A 19,703-nucleotide genomic window follows, 5' to 3' on the forward strand; every position below is an offset into this window, starting at 1 on the left:
TCACTGCCCCTTGCGCACGGGGTTGGTGAGCGTGCCGATGCCGTCAATCGTGGTGGTGAGCACCGAGCCGTCGGCGAGGTAGCGCGGGGGTTTGCGCGCGTGGCCGACGCCGCCGGGCGTTCCGCTGGCTATCACGTCGCCGGGGTTCAGCGTGAAGATCGTCGAGATGTACTCGACGAGCGCCTCCGGTCCGAAGACGAGGTCGTCGGTGGGGGTGTGCTGCACGAGCTCGCCGTCGACATCCGTGCGCAGCTCGGGGCCGGGGGAGAATTCGTCGGTTGTGACGAGATACGGCCCGAACGGCGTGGTGGCCTCGAAGGTCTTGCCCTGGAACCACTCGGGCGTTCGGTACTGGAAGTCGCGCATGGTCACGTCGTTGATCACGGCGTAACCCGCGATGGTCGCACCGGCTTCGCTGGCCGGCGTGCGACGTGCCGTCGCGCCCATCACAATGGCCAGCTCGCCCTCCCAGTCGACGGCATCCGCGGCCTCGGGCGGCAGCACGATGGTGTCGTACGGGCCGATGAGGGCCTCGGGGTACTTGGCGAACAGCGTCGGAAACTCGGGCAGCTCGCGCCCCATCTCCCGAATGTGGTTGGCATAGTTCAGGCCGACGCAGACGATCTTGCTCGGGCGGGGAACAACGGGTGCCCAATCGGTGAGCGCGAGATCATCGAGTTCATGGATGGTTCCGGATGCGCCGCGCGCGGCATCCTGCCACCCCGCCGATGCGAGCAAGGCTCCCACATCCGCGAAGCCGGCGATCTCGATGGCGATGTTCTCGTCGATGCGCACCGCGACGGTGCCGGTCTCCTGCGTGCTGCCTGTCGCGGCGCTGCTGCTCCCGACGCGGAGCGTGCCGAGCCTCATTTCGTTTCCGCCGGAACGTAGCTGCGGGCGAAGGAGAGGCGGTCGATGATCGGACCGTCATTGAAGCGGAACAGGTCGAAGGAAGCGGTGGTGGAGGCGTGCAGCGACCACGGCACCCAGCTGGGCACCACGAAGATGTCTCCGGTTTCGAGTGTGTGTTCCTCACCGCCGAGAACGACGCTGCCCTCTCCCTCGAAGACCTGCCACACCGAGGATCCGACCTCGTGGCGGGTGGGCGTTTCCGCCCCCGGGCGCAGCCGGTGGAACTCGCAGCGGATCGTCGGCATCACGTCGCCGCCGGTGGTGGGGTTCGTGTAGCGAATGGCGGCGTGGCCCTGTTCGACGGTGGCCGGGTAGCCCTCGTCTTCGAGCTTGAGCTGCTCGCGCAGGGAGGCATCCGTATGCTCCCAGCGGTAGGCCGAGAGCGGGGAACTCGTGCGGTTCTCGAGCCCGGAGAGCGGGCGCAGGCCGGGGTGCGCCCAGAGGCGCTCGGCGCGGGAAACGTCGGGGGAGGCCTCGTCGGTGACACGCTCGGAACCGTATTCGAAGAAGCCGACATCGGTGTAGTTGGAGAACGGAATGTCGAGGCCGTCGATCCAGGCCATGGGGTTGGCCGTGTCGTTGTGGTGGCCGTGGAAGTTCCAGCCCGGCGTCAGCAGCAGGTCGCCGCGGCGCATCGCCACTGGGTCGCCGTTGACGACGGTCCACACGCCCTCGCCCTCGACCACGAAACGGAAGGCGTTCTGGCTGTGGCGGTGCTCGGGCGCCGTCTCGTGACCGCCGAGGTACTGGATGGCGCACCACAGGGTGGGAGTTGCATAGGCCGTGCCTGGCAGGCCCGGGTTGCTCAGGCCGACGGCGCGGCGCTCGCCGCCGCGGCCCACGGGAACGAGGTCGCCGGAGCGTCGGGCGATGTCGTAGAGGGTCTTCCAGCGCCAGACGTATGGGATCGCCTGCGGTGAGGGCGCCATCGGCATGAGGTCGTCGCGCTGGGTCCACAGCGGCGACATGTGGTTCGCGTCGAAGTCGCGGTAGAGCTGCTCGAGCTCCGGGGTGTCTGCTGTGCCGTCCATCTGCTGCATTGCAGTTCCTTCCTGGCGGTGCGTGGCATCCGCGCCACTAAATAGTCAGTACCCCAACTATATGCACGGATGCTCGCTACCGCCACACCCGTCTCGCCGTCAGTCGACGACGAAGACGTTGAGGCGCACCTCGTCGGGGTAGCGCTCGCCCGTGGCGACCAGGATGCGTGAACCCAGCCAGGACCAGCGCTCTCCGGATGCGCTCATGCGTGGCGAGCAACGAAAGTAGATGCGCGACGGATCGACCTCTTCGCCACGAACCAGGGCAGCGATATCGTCGGCGTCGCCGGCGCGCAGGCCGAAGTTGTCCACGTAGATGTGTTCGCCGTCATCCGTCTCGATGGCGTACTTGGCGACGAGCTCGGTCACGCCCGGCGAGCGCAGCAGCTGGTAGTCGGCGCCCGCCGCCAGCACGGTGCCGCGCAGTTCGGGGCCGACCACGCGGCCGCCCGTGATGGGAATGATGCGGCGAGGGCCGTCATCCATCATGCCGAGCTCGATCGGCGTGCCGACCTGCACAGAGATGGTCGCCAGAAAGGTAAGCCCGGGGGTGCCGGTCGTGTGGATCGCCACGTCGCTGTCATGAATCACGAGGGCGACACTAGCAACGGTTCAGCCGCCACCGCGATGACGAATTTACCGGCATCGCACGCCGGAATAATCACCTTGACGACCGCGATGAGCCCCCCTCAGAATCGGTCACAACCCGCACTCTCAACCCAAGGACGGCAATGAAGCCCGAGACTCCCGATGCCGACGTCACCATCGTCTTCGACGCTACGTGCACCCTGAGCGACGGCACAGTGCTGCGCGCGAATGTCTACGCGCCGCGCACAGACGAGAAGGTGCCGGTGCTGCTGCTGCGGCATCCGTACAGCAAAGACAACCCGTTCGTCATGGGCTACCTCGATGTATTCCGAGTGGTGCGTGCCGGCTACATCGTGGTGATTCAGGATGTTCGCGGCCGGTTCGCGTCGGACGGCGAATTTGCGCCGACCACGCAGGAGCAGGCGGACGGCGTCGAGGCTGTCGCCTGGGCTGCGGCTCTTGCCGGCAGCAACGGGATTGTCGGCACCTGGGGGGCCTCATACGGTGCCGAGACGCAGTGGAGCTCGGCGCTCGGGCGCCCCGCGGCATTGAAATCGATGGTCACGGTCAACAGCCCTTCTCATTCGCACACGCGCGGATTCGTGATGCGCGGCGGTGCCCACGAACTCGGCAGCCGGCTGGGATGGGGCCACGGCGCCGTCGGCCTGGAGTCCACTCGACGGCACAACCCACCCGGCGCCGAAGGCTTCGCGAATGCGCTGCGTGCGCACGCCGAGGTGCAGGATCTCTTCGACGACGACAAAATCTTCACGACCCGCCCGCTGCGCGATCTGCCGACCGCGGAGCCGATGCTCACCTGGGTGGCCGAATCACTCGGTCGCGACTCCACCGACCCCTGGCGCAGCATTAATATGACGGCCGGCCACTATGACGACATCGATCAGGCCGTCTTCGTCGTGGGCGGCTGGTATGACGTCTTTCTCGGCTCGACGCTGGAGCAGTACCGCGGTGTGCTGGAGCATACGAAGCGGGCGGGTTTGCCGCTGCCGCACCTCGTCATCGGTCCCTGGTCGCACACTTCCCAGGCAGATCGGCTGGGCGAGCTGGCTTTCGGCACCTTCAGCTCGGCTTTCTTTCCGGGTGCGGATGTCGGCCTGACTGAGCAACATCTGCGCTGGTACGACGCGACGCTCAAGGGGCGCACCGAACTGCTGGAGAACGTACCGCCGGTGCGCATCTTCGTGATGGGCGAGAACCGTTGGCGCATCATGAATGAATTCCCGCCGCGAGCGCACGAGTTGCAGCGGTGGTACCTCGGCGCGGATGGCGAGCTGGCGTTGCAGCCGGGGCACGAGGCATCCGGCTCGAGCTATTCATATGACCCCGCCGACCCCGTGCCCACGCGCGGCGGCGCCACGCTGTTGCCGCCTCCATACCAGCCGGGCCCCTTCGACCAGTCGCCGCTCTACGAGCGCAGCGACGTGCTCTCGTTCACCTCGGCGGCCCTCGACGAGGACGTCACCGTGATAGGCGATCTCGAGGTGACGTTGTTCGCCTCGTCGTCGGCCGTGGACACCGACTTCGTCGCACGCCTGTGCGACGTGTATCCGGACGGTCGCTCCATGCTGATCGCGGACGGCATCATCCGTGCCTCCGCGCGCGAGAACGACGGATCGCTCGGCTCGGCCGGCCCGCGACCCTCGCCCATCGAACCGGGCACCGTGTACGAGTACCGCATCGATCTGTGGGCGACCGCCAACACCTTCCTGGCCGGGCACCGCATTCGCGTGGATGTCACCTCCAGCAGCAACCCGCGCTGGGACCCGAACCCGAACACGGGCAAGACGGCGTACACCTCGGCCGAGAGGGTCGCGGCCGAACAGACGATCTTTCACGATGCGGCTCACCCGAGCCGCATCACCCTGCCGATCATCGGCACGCCCGGCACCGAGACGGGCCGCGCAGTTCCTGCATCGGATTCGACGAAGAATGAGAGGCAATAGATCATGAAGAGCAAGAGATATGTGCTCGCGGCCGTCGTGGCCGCGGCGGCACTCGTGCTGACCGGATGCTCCGGTGGCGGCACGAGCGCCACAAAGTCGGGACCCCCGACCCTGACAGTGGGAATGTCCACGGCGCCGGTGAGTCTCGACCCGCTCAAGGCGGCAAGTGGCAGCCCCAACCGCTGGTTTGAAGACCCCGCGTACGCGGCACTGCTGAACACCGACAAGGACGGCAAGCTGATTGCCGGCCTCGCCACCAAGTGGGGCTACGTGGGCACCGACAACAAGAAGTTCGAGCTGACGCTGCGGCCCGGTTTGAAATTCGCCGACGGCACACCACTGACCGCGAAGGAAGTCGTCGCGTCGTTCCAGTATTTCGTCTCGACCGGCACCGGACCCACGAGAGCCTACTTTCTCGATATGACGTTCACGGCAGAGGGAGCCGACAAAGTCGTCATCACCAGCAAGACGCCCAACCCGATGATCGACAGGCTGATGACTCCGGACTACTACGCGGCTGACCCGATCAGCCCCGCGGGCATCGCGAATCCCAAGGAAACCGCGGCCAAGACTTTCGGGGCCGGCCAGTACGTGCTCGACTCCAGCCAGACCGTCGCAGGCGATCACTACGTTTATACGAAGAACAAGAACTTCTACGACCAGAGCCTGATCAACTATTCCAAGATCACCGTCAAGGTCATTCCCAACGTGACGCAGCAGGTTCAGGCCCTGAAGACCGGGCAGATCGACGTGATGTCCGGTGACTCCACCGTGGGCGGCACCGCGACGGGTGCGAACCTCACAGAGATCCACCACGCGTCGAACTGGAGCGGACTCTATCTTCTCGACCGCGACGGCAAGGTCGTTCCGGCGCTCAAATCGGTGAAGGTTCGCCAGGCACTGAACTACGCGGTGGACCGGGCGGCTATCACCAAGGCGGCCTATGGCGCCTATGGCAAGGCAACTGCGCAGCCAGCAACCGTGGGCGGCCCGGAAAATGGATACGACGCATCATTGGATGACACATATCCGTACGACGTCGCGAAGGCAAAGTCCTTGATGGCCGATGCGGGATATGCCAATGGGTTCACCCTGCCGGTCTTCTACCAGTCCTTCAGCGCCGCCGACACCAAGATGATCCAGGCGGTCTCCTCCCAACTCGGTGACATCGGCGTGAAGCTCCAGCTCAAGCCGAACGCGAACTTCGGCGACTGGGTGAACGATCTCGTCGGCGGAAAATTCGGCGCCACGGTATTGGGCGGCGGCGGGGGACCGCAGTACATCAATACGGCATTCGGATTCCTGCCGACCGGCGTCATGAACTCGTTCAAGGTGGTGGATCCGGCGGTCGTCAGTGCGTACGACACGCTCGCCGCGGCATCCGGCGACCAGGTGGGGTCGGCCGCTAAAGCGGTGACCAAGGTACTCGTCGACAACGCGGATGCGCTGCCCATCGCGCAGACCGACGCGATCTACATGTTCAACACCAAAGTCTCCGGTGTGCAGTTCGTGGGCCAGACCGGCGACCTCACGTCGATCATCGACTGGTCCAACAAGTAAGTCCGTAAGCGGTGGGGCACCGGACGTGCGCCGGTGCCCCGCCATCCATTCGTCATCTTTTCCAAAGGTCAGCATGCTGCGCATCATCGTTCGACGACTCCTGATCTCGATACCGCTGCTCTTCGTGGTCTCGGTGATCACCTTCGTGCTGCAGAGCTTCGTGCCGGGAGATCCGGCACGTTCGCTGCTCGGCGTGTTCGCCACGCCCGAGCAGTATGCGGCGTTGCGGCAGACGCTGCATCTGAACGAGCCGATCCTCGGCCAGTACTGGATCTACCTGACGGGCGTCTTCCACGGTGATCTGGGCACGTCGATCTTCACCGGCGACCCGGTGCTGACCACGCTGGGGCAGCGCGTGCCGGTGTCGCTGTCGATCATCCTGGGCGGCACGCTCGTCTCTGCGCTGATCGGCATCTCCCTGGGCGTATTCAGCGCTACCCGGGGGCGAGTGCTGCGACGCGTCATAGATGTGGTCTCTCTTGCCGGATTCGCCCTGCCGAACTTCTGGGTGGGGCTGGTGCTGGCGTCGATCTTCGCGGTGTCACTCGCGATCCTGCCGGCGACCGGCTACATCCCGTTCGCGCAGTCACCGAGCGGATGGGCGCAGAGCCTCATCCTGCCGGTCGCCGCACTCGCTCTCTACGGCATCGCCTCCATCGCCAAGGTGGCGCGCGACGGCGTGATGACGGCGATGGGGATGGACTACATTCGCACGCTGCGGGCATCCGGGGTGCCGGAGCGCTCGCTGGTGTGGAAGCACGCGCTGCGCAACTCGGGCCTGTCGATCTCGACCATGATCGGGCTGGTCTTCGTGGGCTCTCTCTCGGGCACGATCATGGTGGAATACGTGTTCGTGCTGCCAGGGCTTGGCTCTCTCGCGGTGGATGCCACGAACAAGCACGACATCCCGGTGATCCAGGGTGTGGCGCTGGCCTTCACCGTTCTGGTCGTCATCGTCAACCTGATCGTCGACATCGCGTACGGCATCATCGATCCGAAGGTGCGTCTTTCATGAGTGCTCCCGACACCATCGCTCTCGCGGCCGCCACGACGCGCCCCGCACGCTCGGGGGCGTGGCGCGCGCTGCTCGGCAAACCGCTGGCGCTGGCCGCTCTGATTTTTCTCGTGGTCGTCACGGTCGCGGTGTTTCTGGCGAAGGTGATTGCCCCCTATGGTCCGCTGACACAGCAACTCGATCATCTGCTCGAGGGGCCATCGGCTGCCCACCTGCTGGGCACGGATGCGCTCGGTCGAGACGTTCTCAGCCGCCTGCTGTACGGAGGCCAGCCGGCCCTGGTGGGCGTGCTCATCGCGGTCGTCGCCTTTGTGGTTACCGGTGTCGTTCTGGGCATCCTGGCCGGCTACCTCGGCGGCTGGGTCGACCGCCTCATCGGCGGCATAGTGGATGTACTGATGGCGCTCCCCGGCATCGTGATAGTGCTGGTGGTGCTGTCGGTCTTCAGCCAGAGTCTGTTCGCATCGATGCTCTCGTTCGGCTTGTTGAGTTCGGGCACGCTGGTGCGCATCGTGCGCAGCGCCTGTCTGTCACTGCGCGAGGAGCTTTTTGTTTCGGCCGCGGTGGTCTCCGGTTTGGGCCATATGCGTATCATGTTGCGGCACGTGCTGCCCGGCCTCATCGGCCCGGTGATCGTGCAGCTTTCCCTTTTCAGTGGCATCACCCTGGCCGTGCAGACCGGGCTCGGCTTTCTGGGCTTGGCCACGGTTCCGCCGGCGCCGAGCTGGGGCGGGATGGTCGGTGAAGCCGCGACGGTCATACAACAGGATGGCTATCTGCTGCTGGTCACCGGGGGAACTATCGCGCTCATGACCCTGGCGTTCGGGTTGCTCGGTGATGGCATCCGCGATCTGAACGCCGAGCAGAAGAGCTCGGGCTCGGCGGCGAGAAGGCCCTCGCGTCGGGCGCGTGCCATCGCGGTGCACGCGAGAGGCGCGCTCGCGCCGACGGCTCCCGGCGCGGTGCTGGAGGTGCGCGACTATTCGGTCGGCTTCGATTCGGGTCACGGCGTCGTTCCCGTCGTACGGGAGGTGTCGTTCTCGCTCGCCGCCGGTGAGATCCTCGGTCTGGTCGGCGAGTCAGGCAGCGGCAAGACGGTGACGGCCTTGTCGCTGCTGGGGTTGTTGCCGGCCAGCGGGCGAGTGCTCGGCGGTGACGTGTGGCTTGCCGGCCAGAGCATCGCGGGATCGAGCAGCGCCCAGTATCGCCGGGTTCGGGGGCGTCGCATCGGCCTGGTCTCCCAGGAACCGATGGTGGCCCTGGACCCCTTGTTCACCATCGGCTCGCAGCTGGGTGAGGTGCTGCGGCATCTCTCGGGCGGCTCGTCGGCCGCACGCAAGGCCAGAAGCGTCGAGCTGCTGGCCAGCGTGAGGCTGCCCGATCCTGTGGATGTCCTCCGCAAGTATCCGCACGAACTTTCCGGCGGCATGATCCAGCGGGTAGCGATAGCCATTGCGCTGGCGGGAGACCCGCAGATTCTCATCGCCGACGAACCGACCACGGCACTGGATGTGACGGTGCAGGCCGGTATTCTCGACCTGCTTCGCGAGCTGCGCGAGAGGCGCAACATGGCGGTGATCCTGGTCACCCATGATCTGGGCGTGGTGGCGGATGTCTGCGACCGGGCCGTGGTGATGTCGCACGGCGAGCTTGTGGAGGCCGCGAACGTCGAGGACCTCTTCTCTGCCCCGCAGCACGAGTACACGAAGAAGCTGATCGCGGCGACGCCGTCACTGGTGAGGATCTGATGGACACCACAGCACTGCTCGAGGTCGACTCTCTCGCCGTCGAATATCGCAAGACAGGCCTGCGCGCATCCGTCAACCGCGTCATCGACGATGTTTCATTCCACATCGGCACCGGGGAGACGCTGGCGCTGGTGGGGGAGTCGGGCTCTGGAAAGTCGACGATCGGTAAGGTGATTCTCGGGCTCACCCCTGCCGCGGCCGGCAGCATCCGATTTCGCGGCCGTCAGATCGACTCCCTGAGCGCTCGCGCGCGGCGGCCCCTGGCGAGCGAACTGCAGGTGATCTTTCAGAACCCATACGGTTCGTTGAATCCCTCGCTGAAAATCGGGCGCATCCTGGCCGAGCCCTTGCTGGCGGCCGGCCGCAGCCGCCGCGAGGCCATGGGGCAGATAGCGGATTTGCTGAGCGTGGTGAACATGCCCGCCGACACGGTGGATCGTTACCCGGGTGACTTCAGCGGCGGACAGCGGCAGCGCATCGCCATTGCCCGAGCCCTGGCCCTGAAGCCGAGTCTGGTGGTGTGTGACGAACCCACCAGCGCGCTGGACGTCTCCACCCAGGCGGCGGTGCTCGAGTTGCTGGCCGAGTTACAGCAGAGGCTCGGAGTCTCGTATCTCTTCATCACGCACGACCTCGCCGTCGTGCGCCAATTCGCCGACCGCACCATCGTGCTCCAGAACGGCCGCATTGTGGAGGAGGGCTCCAGCAGCGACGTTTGCGAGAGGCCACAGCATCCATACACGCAACGGCTCGTCGCCGCGGCGCCGGTTCCTGACCCCCGCCTGCAACGTGAGCGGCGGGAACGACGAAATGCGCTCGCGGCCGCCGGGTAGCAGGCACCGGTTCGTTGCCGTGGCCCATCGGCTACAGTACGAAGCTATGCGCCACAACGACGAGACGCGCCGACGGCGGTGCCCCCGATGAGCCAGTTCACGCTGCGCCAGTTGCAGTACTTTCGCGCCATCGCCGCGACAGGCAGCATCAGTGCCGCGGCCGAACGTGAGCGAGTCTCTCGCTCGGCCATCGCATCCTCTCTCGACGAGCTTGAACGCGGGCTCGGCATCCAGTTGTGCACACTGTACAAGTCACACGGTGTCGTGCTCACCTCGGCCGGCGAGGAGGTGCTGGGCCGGGTGATCTCCCTGCTCGTGCAGGTGGAAGAGCTGGAGGCGACCGGCAGCGAGACGAAACTGGCCGGGGCGTTCACCATCGGATGCTTCTCCTCGCTCGCCCCCACCATCCTCCCCACCATGCTCAAACTGTTCGCCGAGACCCATCCGCACGCCCAATTGAACTTCGTCGTCGGGTCGGAAGACATGCTGCTCGAAAAGTTGCGCGCAGGTGAGCTGGAGCTCGTGGTCTCGTACGATCTCTCACTGGACAAGGCGTTCAGCACGGTTTCGCTCTACGAGACGCGCATGCATGTGATCCTCGCCGGGGATCATCCGCTCGCCCAGGCCGACGCCGTGCGAGCCGAGCAGCTGCGCGACGAGCCGCTCATCCTGATGGAAACACCCCCGAGCGCCGATGACATTCTGGGATACTTTGCCGCGCTGGGCATCGCCCCGAACATTCGCCACCGCACCTCGCATTTCGAGTTGGCGCGTGCGCTGGTCGGCGCGGGCCTCGGTTATTCGCTGTTCATTCAGCTGCCGAAGATCAGCCTCAGCTACGAAGGCAAGCCGGTGGTCGCCCGACCGCTGGTGCCCACGCCGCATCTGGAGCGCGCGCAGATCGCCTGGCCGGCGGGTCGACGGCTCTCGGCGAAGGCACGCGCATTCATCGCGCTCGCGAAAGAAAACGTCGACGCGTACGCGCCGGTGTCGGTATACCCGTCGACGGGGGAGGTCGCGGCGCTCGGCGCTGCGGCCGAGCACCATGGCGGTCAGCAAGTGGTCACGGGGTAAAGGTAGAGTGCTTGTGGCGAATTTATCTCGGCATCGAGCTATCTGCCGAGCGATCAGCCGCCCAGGAATGCACAGCAGTCACGGTGCGACACGTCACAAACGTGATCGGGACCATCAGCGGATTGGATAAGCGTGGATCTTTACGAGTATCAGGCCAGAGACCTGTTTGAGCAGTATGGCGTTCCGGTTCTGCCGGGCATCATCGCGGATACCCCCGAGGAGGTGCGCGCAGCTGCCGAGAAGCTCGGCGGCGTTGTCGTGGTCAAGGCCCAGGTGAAGGTCGGCGGGCGTGGCAAGGCCGGCGGCGTCAAGGTCGCCAAGACTCCGGATGACGCCGAGGCCGCGGCCCGCAGCATCCTGGGGCTCGACATCAAGGGCCACGTCGTCAAGCGCGTCATGGTCGCCGGTGGTGCCCGCATCGCGCAGGAGTTCTACTTCTCCGTGCTGCTCGACCGGGCCAACCGTTCCTACCTCTCGCTGTGCAGCGTCGAGGGCGGCATGGAGATCGAGCAGCTCGCCGTCGAGAAGCCCGAGGCGCTCGCGCGCATCGAGGTCGACCCGCTGGGCGGCATCGACGAGGCCAAGGCGGCAGAGATCGCCCGTGCCGGCGGATTCCCCGACGAGCTGATCGCCAAGGTCGCCCCGGTCATCTCCAAGCTCTATGACGTCTACAAGGGCGAAGATGCGACGCTCGTCGAGGTCAACCCTCTCGTGCTCACCGAGGAGGGCGACATCATTGCCCTCGACGGCAAGGTCACGATCGACGAGAACGCTGACTTCCGGCACCCGAACCACGCCGAGCTGGAAGATGCGGCCGCCGCTGATCCGCTCGAGGCGAAGGCCAAGGCCTCCAACCTCAACTACGTGAAGCTCGACGGCCAGGTCGGCATCATCGGCAACGGCGCCGGGCTCGTGATGAGTACGTTGGATGTCGTTGCCTACGCGGGTGAGAAGCACAAGGGTGTCAAGCCGGCGAACTTCCTCGACATCGGAGGCGGAGCATCCGCATCGGTGATGGCTGCCGGTCTCGACGTGATTCTGAACGACGCGCAGGTCAAGAGCGTGTTCGTCAACGTCTTCGGCGGCATCACCGCGTGCGACGCTGTCGCGAACGGCATCGTCAAGGCGCTCGAGATTCTGGGCGACGACGCGAACAAGCCGCTGGTCGTGCGTCTCGACGGCAACAACGTGGAGGAGGGCCGCCGCATTCTTGCCGAGGCCGCGCATCCGCTCGTCACGCTGGCGAGCACCATGGACGAGGGCGCCGACAAGGCCGCCGAGCTGGCTTCGAAGTAAGGGACCAATACACACATGTCAATCTTTCTCAACAAGGATTCCAAGGTCATCGTTCAGGGCATCACCGGCGGCGAGGGCACCAAGCACACGGCGCTCATGCTCAAGGCCGGCACCAAAGTCGTCGGCGGCGTGAACGCACGCAAGGCCGGCACCACGGTGACGCACGGCGATGTCACGCTGCCCGTGTTCGGCACGGTCGTCGAGGCGGTGAAGGAGACCGGCGCGGACGTGTCGATCGTCTTCGTGCCGCCGGCATTCGCCAAGGATGCCGTGCTCGAGGCCATAGAGGCCGAGGTTCCGCTGGTGGTGGTCATCACCGAAGGCATCCCCGTGCAGGACTCGGCCGAGTTCTGGGCGACGGCCAAGGCCAAGGGCGGCAAGACCCGCATCATCGGCCCGAACTGCCCCGGCATCATCACGCCCGGCGAGTCGCTGGTGGGCATCACGCCCGCCACCATCACCGGCAAGGGCGAGATCGGCCTGGTGTCCAAGTCGGGCACGCTCACCTACCAGATGATGTACGAGCTGCGCGATCTGGGCTTCTCCACCGCCATCGGAATCGGCGGCGACCCGGTGATCGGTACGACGCACATCGACGCGCTCGCCGCGTTCGAGGCCGACCCCGAGACCAAGGCGATAGTCATGATCGGTGAAATCGGCGGCGACGCCGAGGAGCGTGCTGCCGAGTTCATCAAGGCACACGTCACCAAGCCGGTCGTCGGCTACGTCGCGGGCTTCACCGCTCCCGAGGGCAAGACGATGGGCCACGCCGGCGCCATCGTCTCCGGCTCGGCGGGCACCGCGCAGGCCAAGAAGGAGGCCCTCGAGGCCGCCGGTGTCAAGGTCGGCAAGACGCCGAGCGAGACCGCCGCCCTGCTGCGTGAGGTCTACGCCGCGCTCTAACCGCACCTCTGCATTACCGGATGGCCCGCCTCGGCGGGCCATCCGTCGTTAAGGCTCGTCCCGCCGCGCGCGCCGCATCCGTCGTTTTCGGAGTCGGCAGGTAGGCTCGGCCCAGATGAACCGCACAACCGTCGCCCTGCTCGCCGCGCTGGAGGCGCTCATCGCCGTAGCCGTCGGGCTCGGCATCGTGCTCGTTCCCCTCACCATCCTGTGGGCGGTGCAATTCGACCTCGGCATCGACTGGGCCGTGTTCTTCAAGGCGGCGGCAGACGTCTGGCTGCTCGGTCACGGCGTCGACCTCACCATCACGCTGCCGGCGACAACCGCCGCGGCGCTGGGGTTGCCGGGGGCATCCGTGCCATTCCCCATGACCATCGCACTGCTCGGCTTTGCCCTGCTGGCGCTGCTCTTCGGCGTGCGCACGGGCCTGCGGGCCGCCCAGACGCCCTATTGGCGCATCGGCATCGTCTCGGCCGTCGTCGTCTACGGCCTGCTCGGCACGGTGATCGCGCTGTCGGCCCGCAGCGCCCTCGTGGCGTTCCCGCTGTGGCAGGGTGTACTGCTGCCGACCTTCGTCTTCGCACTCGGCGTCGCCGTCGGTGTCTGCGCAGGCATCGCCCGGCACGCGCGCGGTGATACGGATGCCGCCGCTCGCGGCATCCGCGCCCGTTTCGCCGCCCTCGCCCCGGCCACCCGCGACGGCATTCTGGCTGCACTGCGCGGAGGCACCGCCGCCACCGCCCTGCTGCTGGCCGCGGCCGCCGTGCTCACCGCCCTGCTCGTCGTGGTGAACTTCGGCACCATCATCGGCCTGTACGAGGGCCTGCACGCCGGCGCTCTCGGCGGCTCGGTGCTCACCCTGGGGGAGTTGGCTCTGCTGCCGAACCTGGTCGTCTGGGCGGCGTCGTGGCTCATCGGGCCGGGCTTCGCGCTCGGCACCGGATCCTCCGTCGGCCCGATGGGCACGCAGTTGGGGCCGATTCCCAGCCTGCCGCTCTTCGGGGTACTGCCGCAGGGCGAACTCCTGTTCGGCTTCATCGGGCTCGTTGTGCCGTTGATCTGCGGCTACCTCGCCGGGGTACTCGTGCGCTCGCGTGTTGCCGCCGTGCCGGGCAGCGCGCGAACCGCAGGGTGGAGCGCGGCAACGGCCCTCGGCATCGGTGCGGTTGCGGGCATTCAGCTCGGTCTGCTCGCCTGGTGGTCCGCCGGTGCGTTCGGCCCGGGGCGCCTGCACGAGGTGGGCCCGAACCCGTGGCTTGTCGGTGTGCTCGCGGCGATCGAGGTTGCCGTTGCGGCCGCAATAGGCCTGCTCTCCCGCGCGCGCCGCTGATCGATTCACGGCCGGCGATCGCTGCTCATTCGAGCACCGCTAGGCTGGGTGGGTGCTCTCACTTGTCGTCCTCATCTCTGGCGGCGGATCGAATCTGCGCGCGTTGCTTGAGGCATCCGAAGACGCCGAGTTTCCGGCGCGGGTCGTGGCGATCGGCGCCGATCGTGACGCAGACGGGCTGGCCCTCGCCGAGGAGTTCCGCATCCCCTCGTTCACGGTTCCGTTCACCTCGTTCGAGTCGCGCGAGGAGTGGGGCGACGCCATGCTCGAACAGATCCAGCAGTGGCAGCCCGATCTCGTGATCCTCTCCGGGCTCATGCGCCTGCTGCCGGTGCGGGTCGTCGACGCCCTCTCGCCCCAGCTGATCAACACGCATCCGGCCTATCTGCCCGAATTCCCCGGCGCGCACGGCGTGCGCGACGCGCTCGCCGCGGGTGTCGCCGAGACCGGCGCGAGCCTCATCGTGGTCGACAACGGCATCGACGCCGGGCCGCTCATCTCCCAGCAGCGCGTGCCGATCGAGCCTGCCGACACCGAGGCCACCCTGCACGAACGCATCAAAATCGTCGAACGCTCCCTGCTGGTGCAGGCCGTGCTCGATATCGCCAATGGTCACATCAACCTCAAGGAGTTACCCACCGCATGAGCGCCCCCAGCCAGGATCCCTCTCTCTACCGCGTGCGCGACGTCGTGCCTATCACGCGCGCGCTGATCTCCGTCAGCGACAAATCCGGCCTGCTCGAGCTGGCGGCGGCGCTCTCCGCGGCGGGCGTCGAGATGGTCTCCACGGGGTCGACCGCCGCGAAGATTCGCGACGCGGGCTTCGAGGTGACGGATGTCGCGGCCCTCACGGGGTTCCCCGAATCCCTCGACGGCAGGGTGAAGACGCTGCATCCTGCGGTGCACGCCGGACTGCTCGCCGACCTGCGTCTCGAGTCGCACGAACAGCAGCTGGCCGAGCTGGGCATTGCGGCGTTCCAACTGGTGGTCGTCAACCTGTATCCGTTCGCCGAGACTGTGGCATCCGGCGCCTCGGAGGATGACACGGTCGAGCAGATCGACATCGGCGGGCCTTCCATGGTGCGCGCCTCGGCCAAGAACTACGCGAATGTCGCCGTGGTGGTCTCGCCATCCGGTTACGAGGAGATCGCCTCGGCGCTGGCCGCCGGGGGAACCACACTGGAGCAGCGCAAGGCGCTTGCCGTCGCGGCCTTTCGGCACACCGCAAGCTACGACGTGAATGTGGCCACCTGGCTCGGCGGCACGGTCTCGAGCGATGCCGGTGACACGGGCTTTGCGGGCTGGATCGGCGGCTACTGGAACCGCGCGAGCATTCTGCGCTACGGCGAGAACTCGCACCAGCGCGGCGCCCTCTACGAGCAGGGCTTCGGGCTGCCCGGCATCGCCCAGGCCGAGCAGCTGCACGGCAAGGCTATGTCGTACAACAACTACGTCGATGCCGACGCCGCCCTGCGCGCGGCATACGACTTCGATGAGACCGCGGTGGCGGTCATCAAGCACGCCAACCCGTGTGGCATCGCCGTCGGCGACGATATTGCGGATGCGCACCGCAAGGCTCACGCCTGCGACCCGGTGTCGGCCTACGGCGGCGTGATAGCGGCCAACCGCACCGTGACCCTGGCGATGGCCGAGACGGTGAAAGACATCTTCACCGAGGTGCTCGTGGCCCCCGACTTCGAGCCGGATGCGCTCGAGCTGCTCTCCACCAAGAAGAACCTGCGGCTGCTGCGCCTGCCCGCCGGCTACGACCGAGCCATGGAGGAGATGCGGCAGATCTCCGGCGGCATGCTCGTGCAGAGTCGCGACAACTTTGACGACTTCAGTTCGGACGGCTGGCAGCTTGTCGCAGGAGACGAGGCGGATGCCGCGACGCGCGCCGACCTCGAGTTCGCGTGGAAGGCGTGCCGGGCCGTGAAGTCCAACGCGATCCTGCTCGCGCACGACGGCGCATCCGTCGGGGTGGGCATGGGCCAGGTGAACCGTGTGGACTCGTGTGCGCTCGCCATCACGAGGGCCGGTGAGCGCGTGACCGGCTCGGTCGCGGCATCAGACGCCTTCTTCCCGTTCGCGGATGGCGCCCAACTGCTCATCGACGCCGGCGTCCGCGCAATAGTGCAGCCCGGCGGCTCGATTCGCGACGAGGAGGTCGTCGCCGCGGCGACGGCGGCCGGCGTCACGATGTACTTCACGGGCGAGCGCCACTTCTACCACTGAGGCCTTCCACTCCTCCGCACCCGCTGGTTGAGGAGAGGTCGACGAAGGAGGCCTCGTCTCGAAACCAAGGGTGCGCGGCTCGGTTTCGAGACGCTCGTTCCTCGCTCCTCAACCTGCGGAGGCCTGGCCGAGCAGGGCGGTCGTGCGGAACGGGATGAGGTCGCGCAGCACGAGTGAGGTCGAGGTGCGCCGAATGCCGGGGCACGCCAGAATCTCCTGGCTCACCCGATACATGTCATCAGGATCTCGCGCCACCACCTGTAGAAACAGGTCGCTCTCGCCGGAGATCGCCGCGCACTCCAGCACCTCGGCGATCTGCGCGAGCGAATCCATCGCGGCGGGGAATTCGGTCTGGTCCAGCTCCGCCGTGATGATGGCGCGCATGGGCCGGCCGAGGGCATCCGGGGGCACGCGCACACTGTTCGGCAGCAGCGTGCCGTCGGAGGCGAGCCGCTCGAGTCGAGACTGCACGGTTCCGCGGGCCAGGCCCAGGCGCTGCGCGAGCAACACCACGGGAACCCGCGGGTCGTCTTCGAGCGCGAGCAGGATGCGACGGTCGGTGGCGTCGAGAGTGGGCACAGTGCACATCCAATTCGCATAAACTGACGGATGACTTGATCATATTGCCTTATGCCCTGTGTCGCACTTGCGCAGATCGCCGCATTGTATTGAGATCAGCATCATGGATGCCCACTCCGCCCAGAACATCGACCTGCTCGCCACCACCGGCGACGCTCTGCCGCACGAACGCCTTCTCGTGGTGAAGGGGCCGCGCAGTGGCCTCACCATGAGCCTCGCGGTGCACTCCACCACACTCGGTCCGGCGCTCGGCGGATGCCGCCTGTGGCACTACGACAACTGGGTCGAGGCCGTCAACGACTCCCTGCGCCTGGCCGAGGGCATGACCCTCAAGAATGCGGCGGCGGGACTCAACCGTGGCGGTGGCAAAACCGTGATCTACCTGCCCACCGGAACGGTGCTCGACGCCGAGCAGCGTCGTGACGCCATGCTCGATCTCGGCGACGCCATCGAGAGCCTCGGCGGTGCGTACATGACCGCGGAAGACGTCGGCACCAGCGCCGAGGACATGGCCGTCGTCGCCAGCCGCACTGCACACGTCTGCGGCCTGCCCTCGGCGGATGGCGGCGTGGGTGAGCCCAGCGACGCAACGGCCGCGGGCGTCTATGCCGCGCTGCTCGCGACCCTCGACGAGGCATTCGACAGCCGCGAGGTTGCCGGCCGTCACTTCATCGTTCTCGGTCTCGGCCACGTGGGCTCATTGATCGCCACACGCCTCGCCGCCGCGGGCGCACAACTCACCGTCACCGACGTCAACCCGGCCAAGCGCGAGTTCGCCACGACGCTCGGCGCGAGTTGGGTCGAGCCGGATGCGGCGCACCGGGTGCAGGCCGACGTCTTCGTGCCGGCCGGCGTCGGCGGCGTGCTCACCGACGAGGTCATCGACGCCCTGCGCGTGCGAGCCGTCGTAGGCCCCGCCAACAACCAGCTCGCGCGCCGTGACGGAGCCGCGCGCCTGGCCGCGCGCGGCATCCTGTGGGCCCCGGACTTCGTGGTGAACGCGGGCGGGGTCATCTTCCTGGCGATGATGAACGAGGAACAGCCCTCGATCGAGGTGACGAATGCGCGCATCGAGGCCATCGGCGAAACAGTTGCGCACATCTTCGCCGACGCGAAGCAGCGTGGCATCACGACCCTCGTCGCGGCCGAGGAGATCGCGGCGGCGCGACTCGGAAAACTCATAGACATCGTCCGGTAGTCTCGCAGCGTGAGTGAAACCGCTGCGCCCGTGCCCGCATCCGTCAGCCCGTCGCAGGGGAGCGGTTACCTGCAGAGGGTGATCGCCTCGCTACTCACCGCACTGGTTGTGGCGTTCGTGGCGTTCGCCGTGAACGTGCTCATGCTGTTCGGTGCCAACGGCGCCTCGTGGGCGGCCCTCGTGAGCCTCAGCGACTACTTCGCGCTCGGCACCGTGATTGTCTTCGTGCTGCTGTTCATCGCGATTCTGCTCGGCGCCCTGTCGCGGTGGTACGTCACCCTTATCGCCGGCGTCCTTGCCGGCGCAATCGGTGCTCTGCTGGGCAGCGTGTTGAAGGTCGACGGAGGCTCGATCACCTCGGCGCTCATCGGGCCACTTTTTGCGACGCTCGGTGGCATCAATCTGATCACCTGGCTTGCCGTCACGGTGGTGTTCGTCTTTCTCGCTCCGCCACTGTACGCGGCGATTCTGCGGCGTGCCGGCCGCGGTGTAGCATCCGGTCGCCGGGTGGCGTTCGTGCGCCTGCCCGCCTCGAACCTGGCCGACGGCCTGACAACGCACATCGACCGCGTGGCGATCGACGCCGAGTTGGCGGACGCGCAGTGGGACGCCTATGTCGCGGCCTTCGTGGCCGCAGGCTGGACGCCCGTCGAGGTCGCTCCCGCCGATGACCTGGCCGACTCCGTGTTCGTCGAAGACACGGCCGTCGTGCTGGGTGACACCGCCATTATCACGAGCCCCGGCGCCGAGTCGCGTCGCGACGAAACCAGCGGCACCGAGGCCAAGCTCAGCGAATACGCGCTCCGCATCACGCGCATCGAGCAGCCCGGCACGCTCGAGGGCGGCGACGTTCTGCAGGTGGGCAAGACCGTCTACGTGGGCCGCGGCGGGCGTACGAATGCCGAGGGCATTCGCCAGTTGCGTGCCATCGCCGGGCCGCTCGGCTACATCGTGATAGCCGTGCCCGTCACGAAGGCGCTGCACCTCAAGAGCGCCGTGACCGCGCTGCCCGACGGCACCGTCATCGGCCACCCCTCGCTGGTGGATGATCCCGGCCTGTTCGAGCGGTTCCTGCCGGTTCCCGAGGTCGCCGGCGCACAGGTCAACGTTCTCGGCCACGACACCGTGATGATCTCGGCCAGCGCACCTGAGTCGGCGGCGCTCATCGAAGACCTCGGCTACCGTGTGATCCGAGTCGACATCAGCGAGTTCGAGAAGCTCGAGGGCTGCGTCACCTGCCTCTCGATTCGCCTCGACTAGCGGCCCGGGCCGTCCGTCCGTCACTGAATAGCGGATGCCGCGCTCGGCGCGCCGCTCCTGCTCGCGCGACACGCGACATCCGCCCCGCAGCTCCGCCGTCCGGCGAATCGCTCACGCCGATCGGCGAAGTTGCGGCGCAGTCTTGCACACGGCTGCCGGTGCGGTATA

At 66.8% G+C, this 19,703-nt stretch carries 17 protein-coding genes; 13 read left to right on the forward strand and 4 right to left on the reverse strand.

Annotation, left to right across the window (positions count from 1 at the left end; translation table 11 throughout):
* From ASC63_RS08040 to ASC63_RS08050, 3 genes are all read right to left on the reverse strand, one after another.
* Entirely contained in the window at positions 1-870 is an 870-nt protein-coding gene (locus ASC63_RS08040) for a fumarylacetoacetate hydrolase family protein (RefSeq protein WP_055811700.1), read from the reverse strand.
* Positions 867-1,952: a cupin domain-containing protein gene (locus tag ASC63_RS08045; protein WP_055811703.1), complete on the reverse strand. Its 1,086-nt coding sequence runs from the start codon at positions 1,950-1,952 to the stop codon at positions 867-869. Before ASC63_RS08045 ends, ASC63_RS08040 begins: the two co-directional genes overlap by 4 nt.
* A 99-nt stretch (positions 1,953-2,051) precedes the next feature.
* The gene (locus ASC63_RS08050; RefSeq protein WP_235492007.1) at positions 2,052-2,543 is read right to left on the reverse strand and encodes a DUF3237 domain-containing protein; all 492 of its coding nucleotides are present in this window, start codon (positions 2,541-2,543) and stop codon (positions 2,052-2,054) included.
* A 140-nt stretch (positions 2,544-2,683) separates the two neighbouring features.
* On the opposite strand from ASC63_RS08050, the gene ASC63_RS08055 reads away from it, so the two are divergent.
* The 11 genes from ASC63_RS08055 to purH all read left to right on the forward strand — a co-directional run bounded on the left by ASC63_RS08055 (position 2,684) and on the right by purH (position 16,498).
* Positions 2,684-4,504 (forward strand): CocE/NonD family hydrolase, encoded by a 1,821-nt coding sequence (locus ASC63_RS08055; RefSeq protein WP_055811707.1) that lies wholly within the window; start codon positions 2,684-2,686, stop codon positions 4,502-4,504.
* Between the two features lie 3 nt (positions 4,505-4,507).
* Entirely contained in the window at positions 4,508-6,064 is a 1,557-nt protein-coding gene (locus ASC63_RS08060; RefSeq protein ID WP_055811710.1) for an ABC transporter substrate-binding protein, read from the forward strand.
* Positions 6,065-6,137: 73 nt separating this feature from the next.
* On the forward strand, positions 6,138-7,079 hold the full coding sequence (locus ASC63_RS08065) for an ABC transporter permease (RefSeq protein ID WP_055811713.1): 942 nt from the start codon (positions 6,138-6,140) through the stop codon (positions 7,077-7,079).
* Positions 7,076-8,827, forward strand: coding sequence for a dipeptide/oligopeptide/nickel ABC transporter permease/ATP-binding protein (locus ASC63_RS08070; protein WP_055811716.1), 1,752 nt, complete (start codon positions 7,076-7,078; stop codon positions 8,825-8,827). Before ASC63_RS08065 ends, ASC63_RS08070 begins: the two co-directional genes overlap by 4 nt.
* Positions 8,827-9,660, forward strand: a complete 834-nt coding sequence (locus tag ASC63_RS08075) for an ATP-binding cassette domain-containing protein (RefSeq protein ID WP_055811719.1) — start codon at positions 8,827-8,829, stop codon at positions 9,658-9,660. The genes ASC63_RS08070 and ASC63_RS08075 overlap by 1 nt, the downstream gene beginning before the upstream one ends.
* Positions 9,661-9,747: 87 nt before the next feature.
* Positions 9,748-10,734 (forward strand): LysR family transcriptional regulator, encoded by a 987-nt coding sequence (locus ASC63_RS08080; RefSeq protein ID WP_055811722.1) that lies wholly within the window; start codon positions 9,748-9,750, stop codon positions 10,732-10,734.
* 132 nt (positions 10,735-10,866) lie between these two features.
* Entirely contained in the window at positions 10,867-12,030 is a 1,164-nt protein-coding gene (sucC, locus tag ASC63_RS08085) for an ADP-forming succinate--CoA ligase subunit beta (RefSeq protein WP_055811725.1), read from the forward strand.
* Between the two features lie 15 nt (positions 12,031-12,045).
* On the forward strand, positions 12,046-12,933 hold the full coding sequence (gene sucD / locus ASC63_RS08090) for a succinate--CoA ligase subunit alpha (RefSeq protein ID WP_055811728.1): 888 nt from the start codon (positions 12,046-12,048) through the stop codon (positions 12,931-12,933).
* A gap of 115 nt (positions 12,934-13,048) precedes the next feature.
* Positions 13,049-14,263, forward strand: a complete 1,215-nt coding sequence (locus ASC63_RS08095) for a cell division protein PerM (RefSeq protein ID WP_055811731.1) — start codon at positions 13,049-13,051, stop codon at positions 14,261-14,263.
* 52 nt (positions 14,264-14,315) lie between these two features.
* Positions 14,316-14,909, forward strand: a complete 594-nt coding sequence (gene purN / locus ASC63_RS08100) for a phosphoribosylglycinamide formyltransferase (protein WP_055811733.1) — start codon at positions 14,316-14,318, stop codon at positions 14,907-14,909.
* Positions 14,906-16,498, forward strand: a complete 1,593-nt coding sequence (purH, locus tag ASC63_RS08105) for a bifunctional phosphoribosylaminoimidazolecarboxamide formyltransferase/IMP cyclohydrolase (protein WP_055811740.1) — start codon at positions 14,906-14,908, stop codon at positions 16,496-16,498. Before purN ends, purH begins: the two co-directional genes overlap by 4 nt.
* Positions 16,499-16,606: 108 nt before the next feature.
* Here purH and ASC63_RS08110 read toward each other — a convergent pair whose 3' ends face one another.
* Entirely contained in the window at positions 16,607-17,086 is a 480-nt protein-coding gene (locus tag ASC63_RS08110) for an Lrp/AsnC family transcriptional regulator (protein WP_055811741.1), read from the reverse strand.
* 94 nt (positions 17,087-17,180) lie between these two features.
* Between ASC63_RS08110 and ASC63_RS08115 the strand changes: the two genes are divergently transcribed.
* Together ASC63_RS08115 and ddaH are read left to right on the forward strand one after the other, a co-directional pair.
* Entirely contained in the window at positions 17,181-18,275 is a 1,095-nt protein-coding gene (locus ASC63_RS08115; protein WP_055811742.1) for a Glu/Leu/Phe/Val dehydrogenase family protein, read from the forward strand.
* Between the two features lie 9 nt (positions 18,276-18,284).
* Positions 18,285-19,535 carry a dimethylargininase gene (gene ddaH / locus ASC63_RS16795; protein ID WP_327063341.1) on the forward strand — a complete coding sequence of 417 codons (1,251 nt, stop codon included), beginning with the start codon at positions 18,285-18,287 and terminating at the stop codon, positions 19,533-19,535.
* Positions 19,536-19,703: the final 168 nt, after the last annotated feature.

The sequence above is a fragment of the Leifsonia sp. Root112D2 genome, from assembly GCF_001424905.1.
GTDB lineage: Bacteria > Actinomycetota > Actinomycetes > Actinomycetales > Microbacteriaceae > Root112D2.

Coding starts and splice junctions, on each gene's coding strand:
- ASC63_RS08040 (WP_055811700.1), bottom strand. CDS start 870: ATGAGGCTCGGCACGCTCCGCGTCGGGAGCAGCAGCGCCGCGACAGGC.
- ASC63_RS08045 (WP_055811703.1), bottom strand. CDS start 1,952: ATGCAGCAGATGGACGGCACAGCAGACACCCCGGAGCTCGAGCAGCTC.
- ASC63_RS08055 (WP_055811707.1), top strand. CDS start 2,684: ATGAAGCCCGAGACTCCCGATGCCGACGTCACCATCGTCTTCGACGCT.
- ASC63_RS08060 (WP_055811710.1), top strand. CDS start 4,508: ATGAAGAGCAAGAGATATGTGCTCGCGGCCGTCGTGGCCGCGGCGGCA.
- ASC63_RS08065 (WP_055811713.1), top strand. CDS start 6,138: ATGCTGCGCATCATCGTTCGACGACTCCTGATCTCGATACCGCTGCTC.
- ASC63_RS08070 (WP_055811716.1), top strand. CDS start 7,076: ATGAGTGCTCCCGACACCATCGCTCTCGCGGCCGCCACGACGCGCCCC.
- ASC63_RS08075 (WP_055811719.1), top strand. CDS start 8,827: ATGGACACCACAGCACTGCTCGAGGTCGACTCTCTCGCCGTCGAATAT.
- ASC63_RS08080 (WP_055811722.1), top strand. CDS start 9,748: ATGAGCCAGTTCACGCTGCGCCAGTTGCAGTACTTTCGCGCCATCGCC.
- sucD (WP_055811728.1), top strand. CDS start 12,046: ATGTCAATCTTTCTCAACAAGGATTCCAAGGTCATCGTTCAGGGCATC.
- ASC63_RS08095 (WP_055811731.1), top strand. CDS start 13,049: ATGAACCGCACAACCGTCGCCCTGCTCGCCGCGCTGGAGGCGCTCATC.
- purH (WP_055811740.1), top strand. CDS start 14,906: ATGAGCGCCCCCAGCCAGGATCCCTCTCTCTACCGCGTGCGCGACGTC.
- ASC63_RS08110 (WP_055811741.1), bottom strand. CDS start 17,086: ATGTGCACTGTGCCCACTCTCGACGCCACCGACCGTCGCATCCTGCTC.
- ASC63_RS08115 (WP_055811742.1), top strand. CDS start 17,181: ATGGATGCCCACTCCGCCCAGAACATCGACCTGCTCGCCACCACCGGC.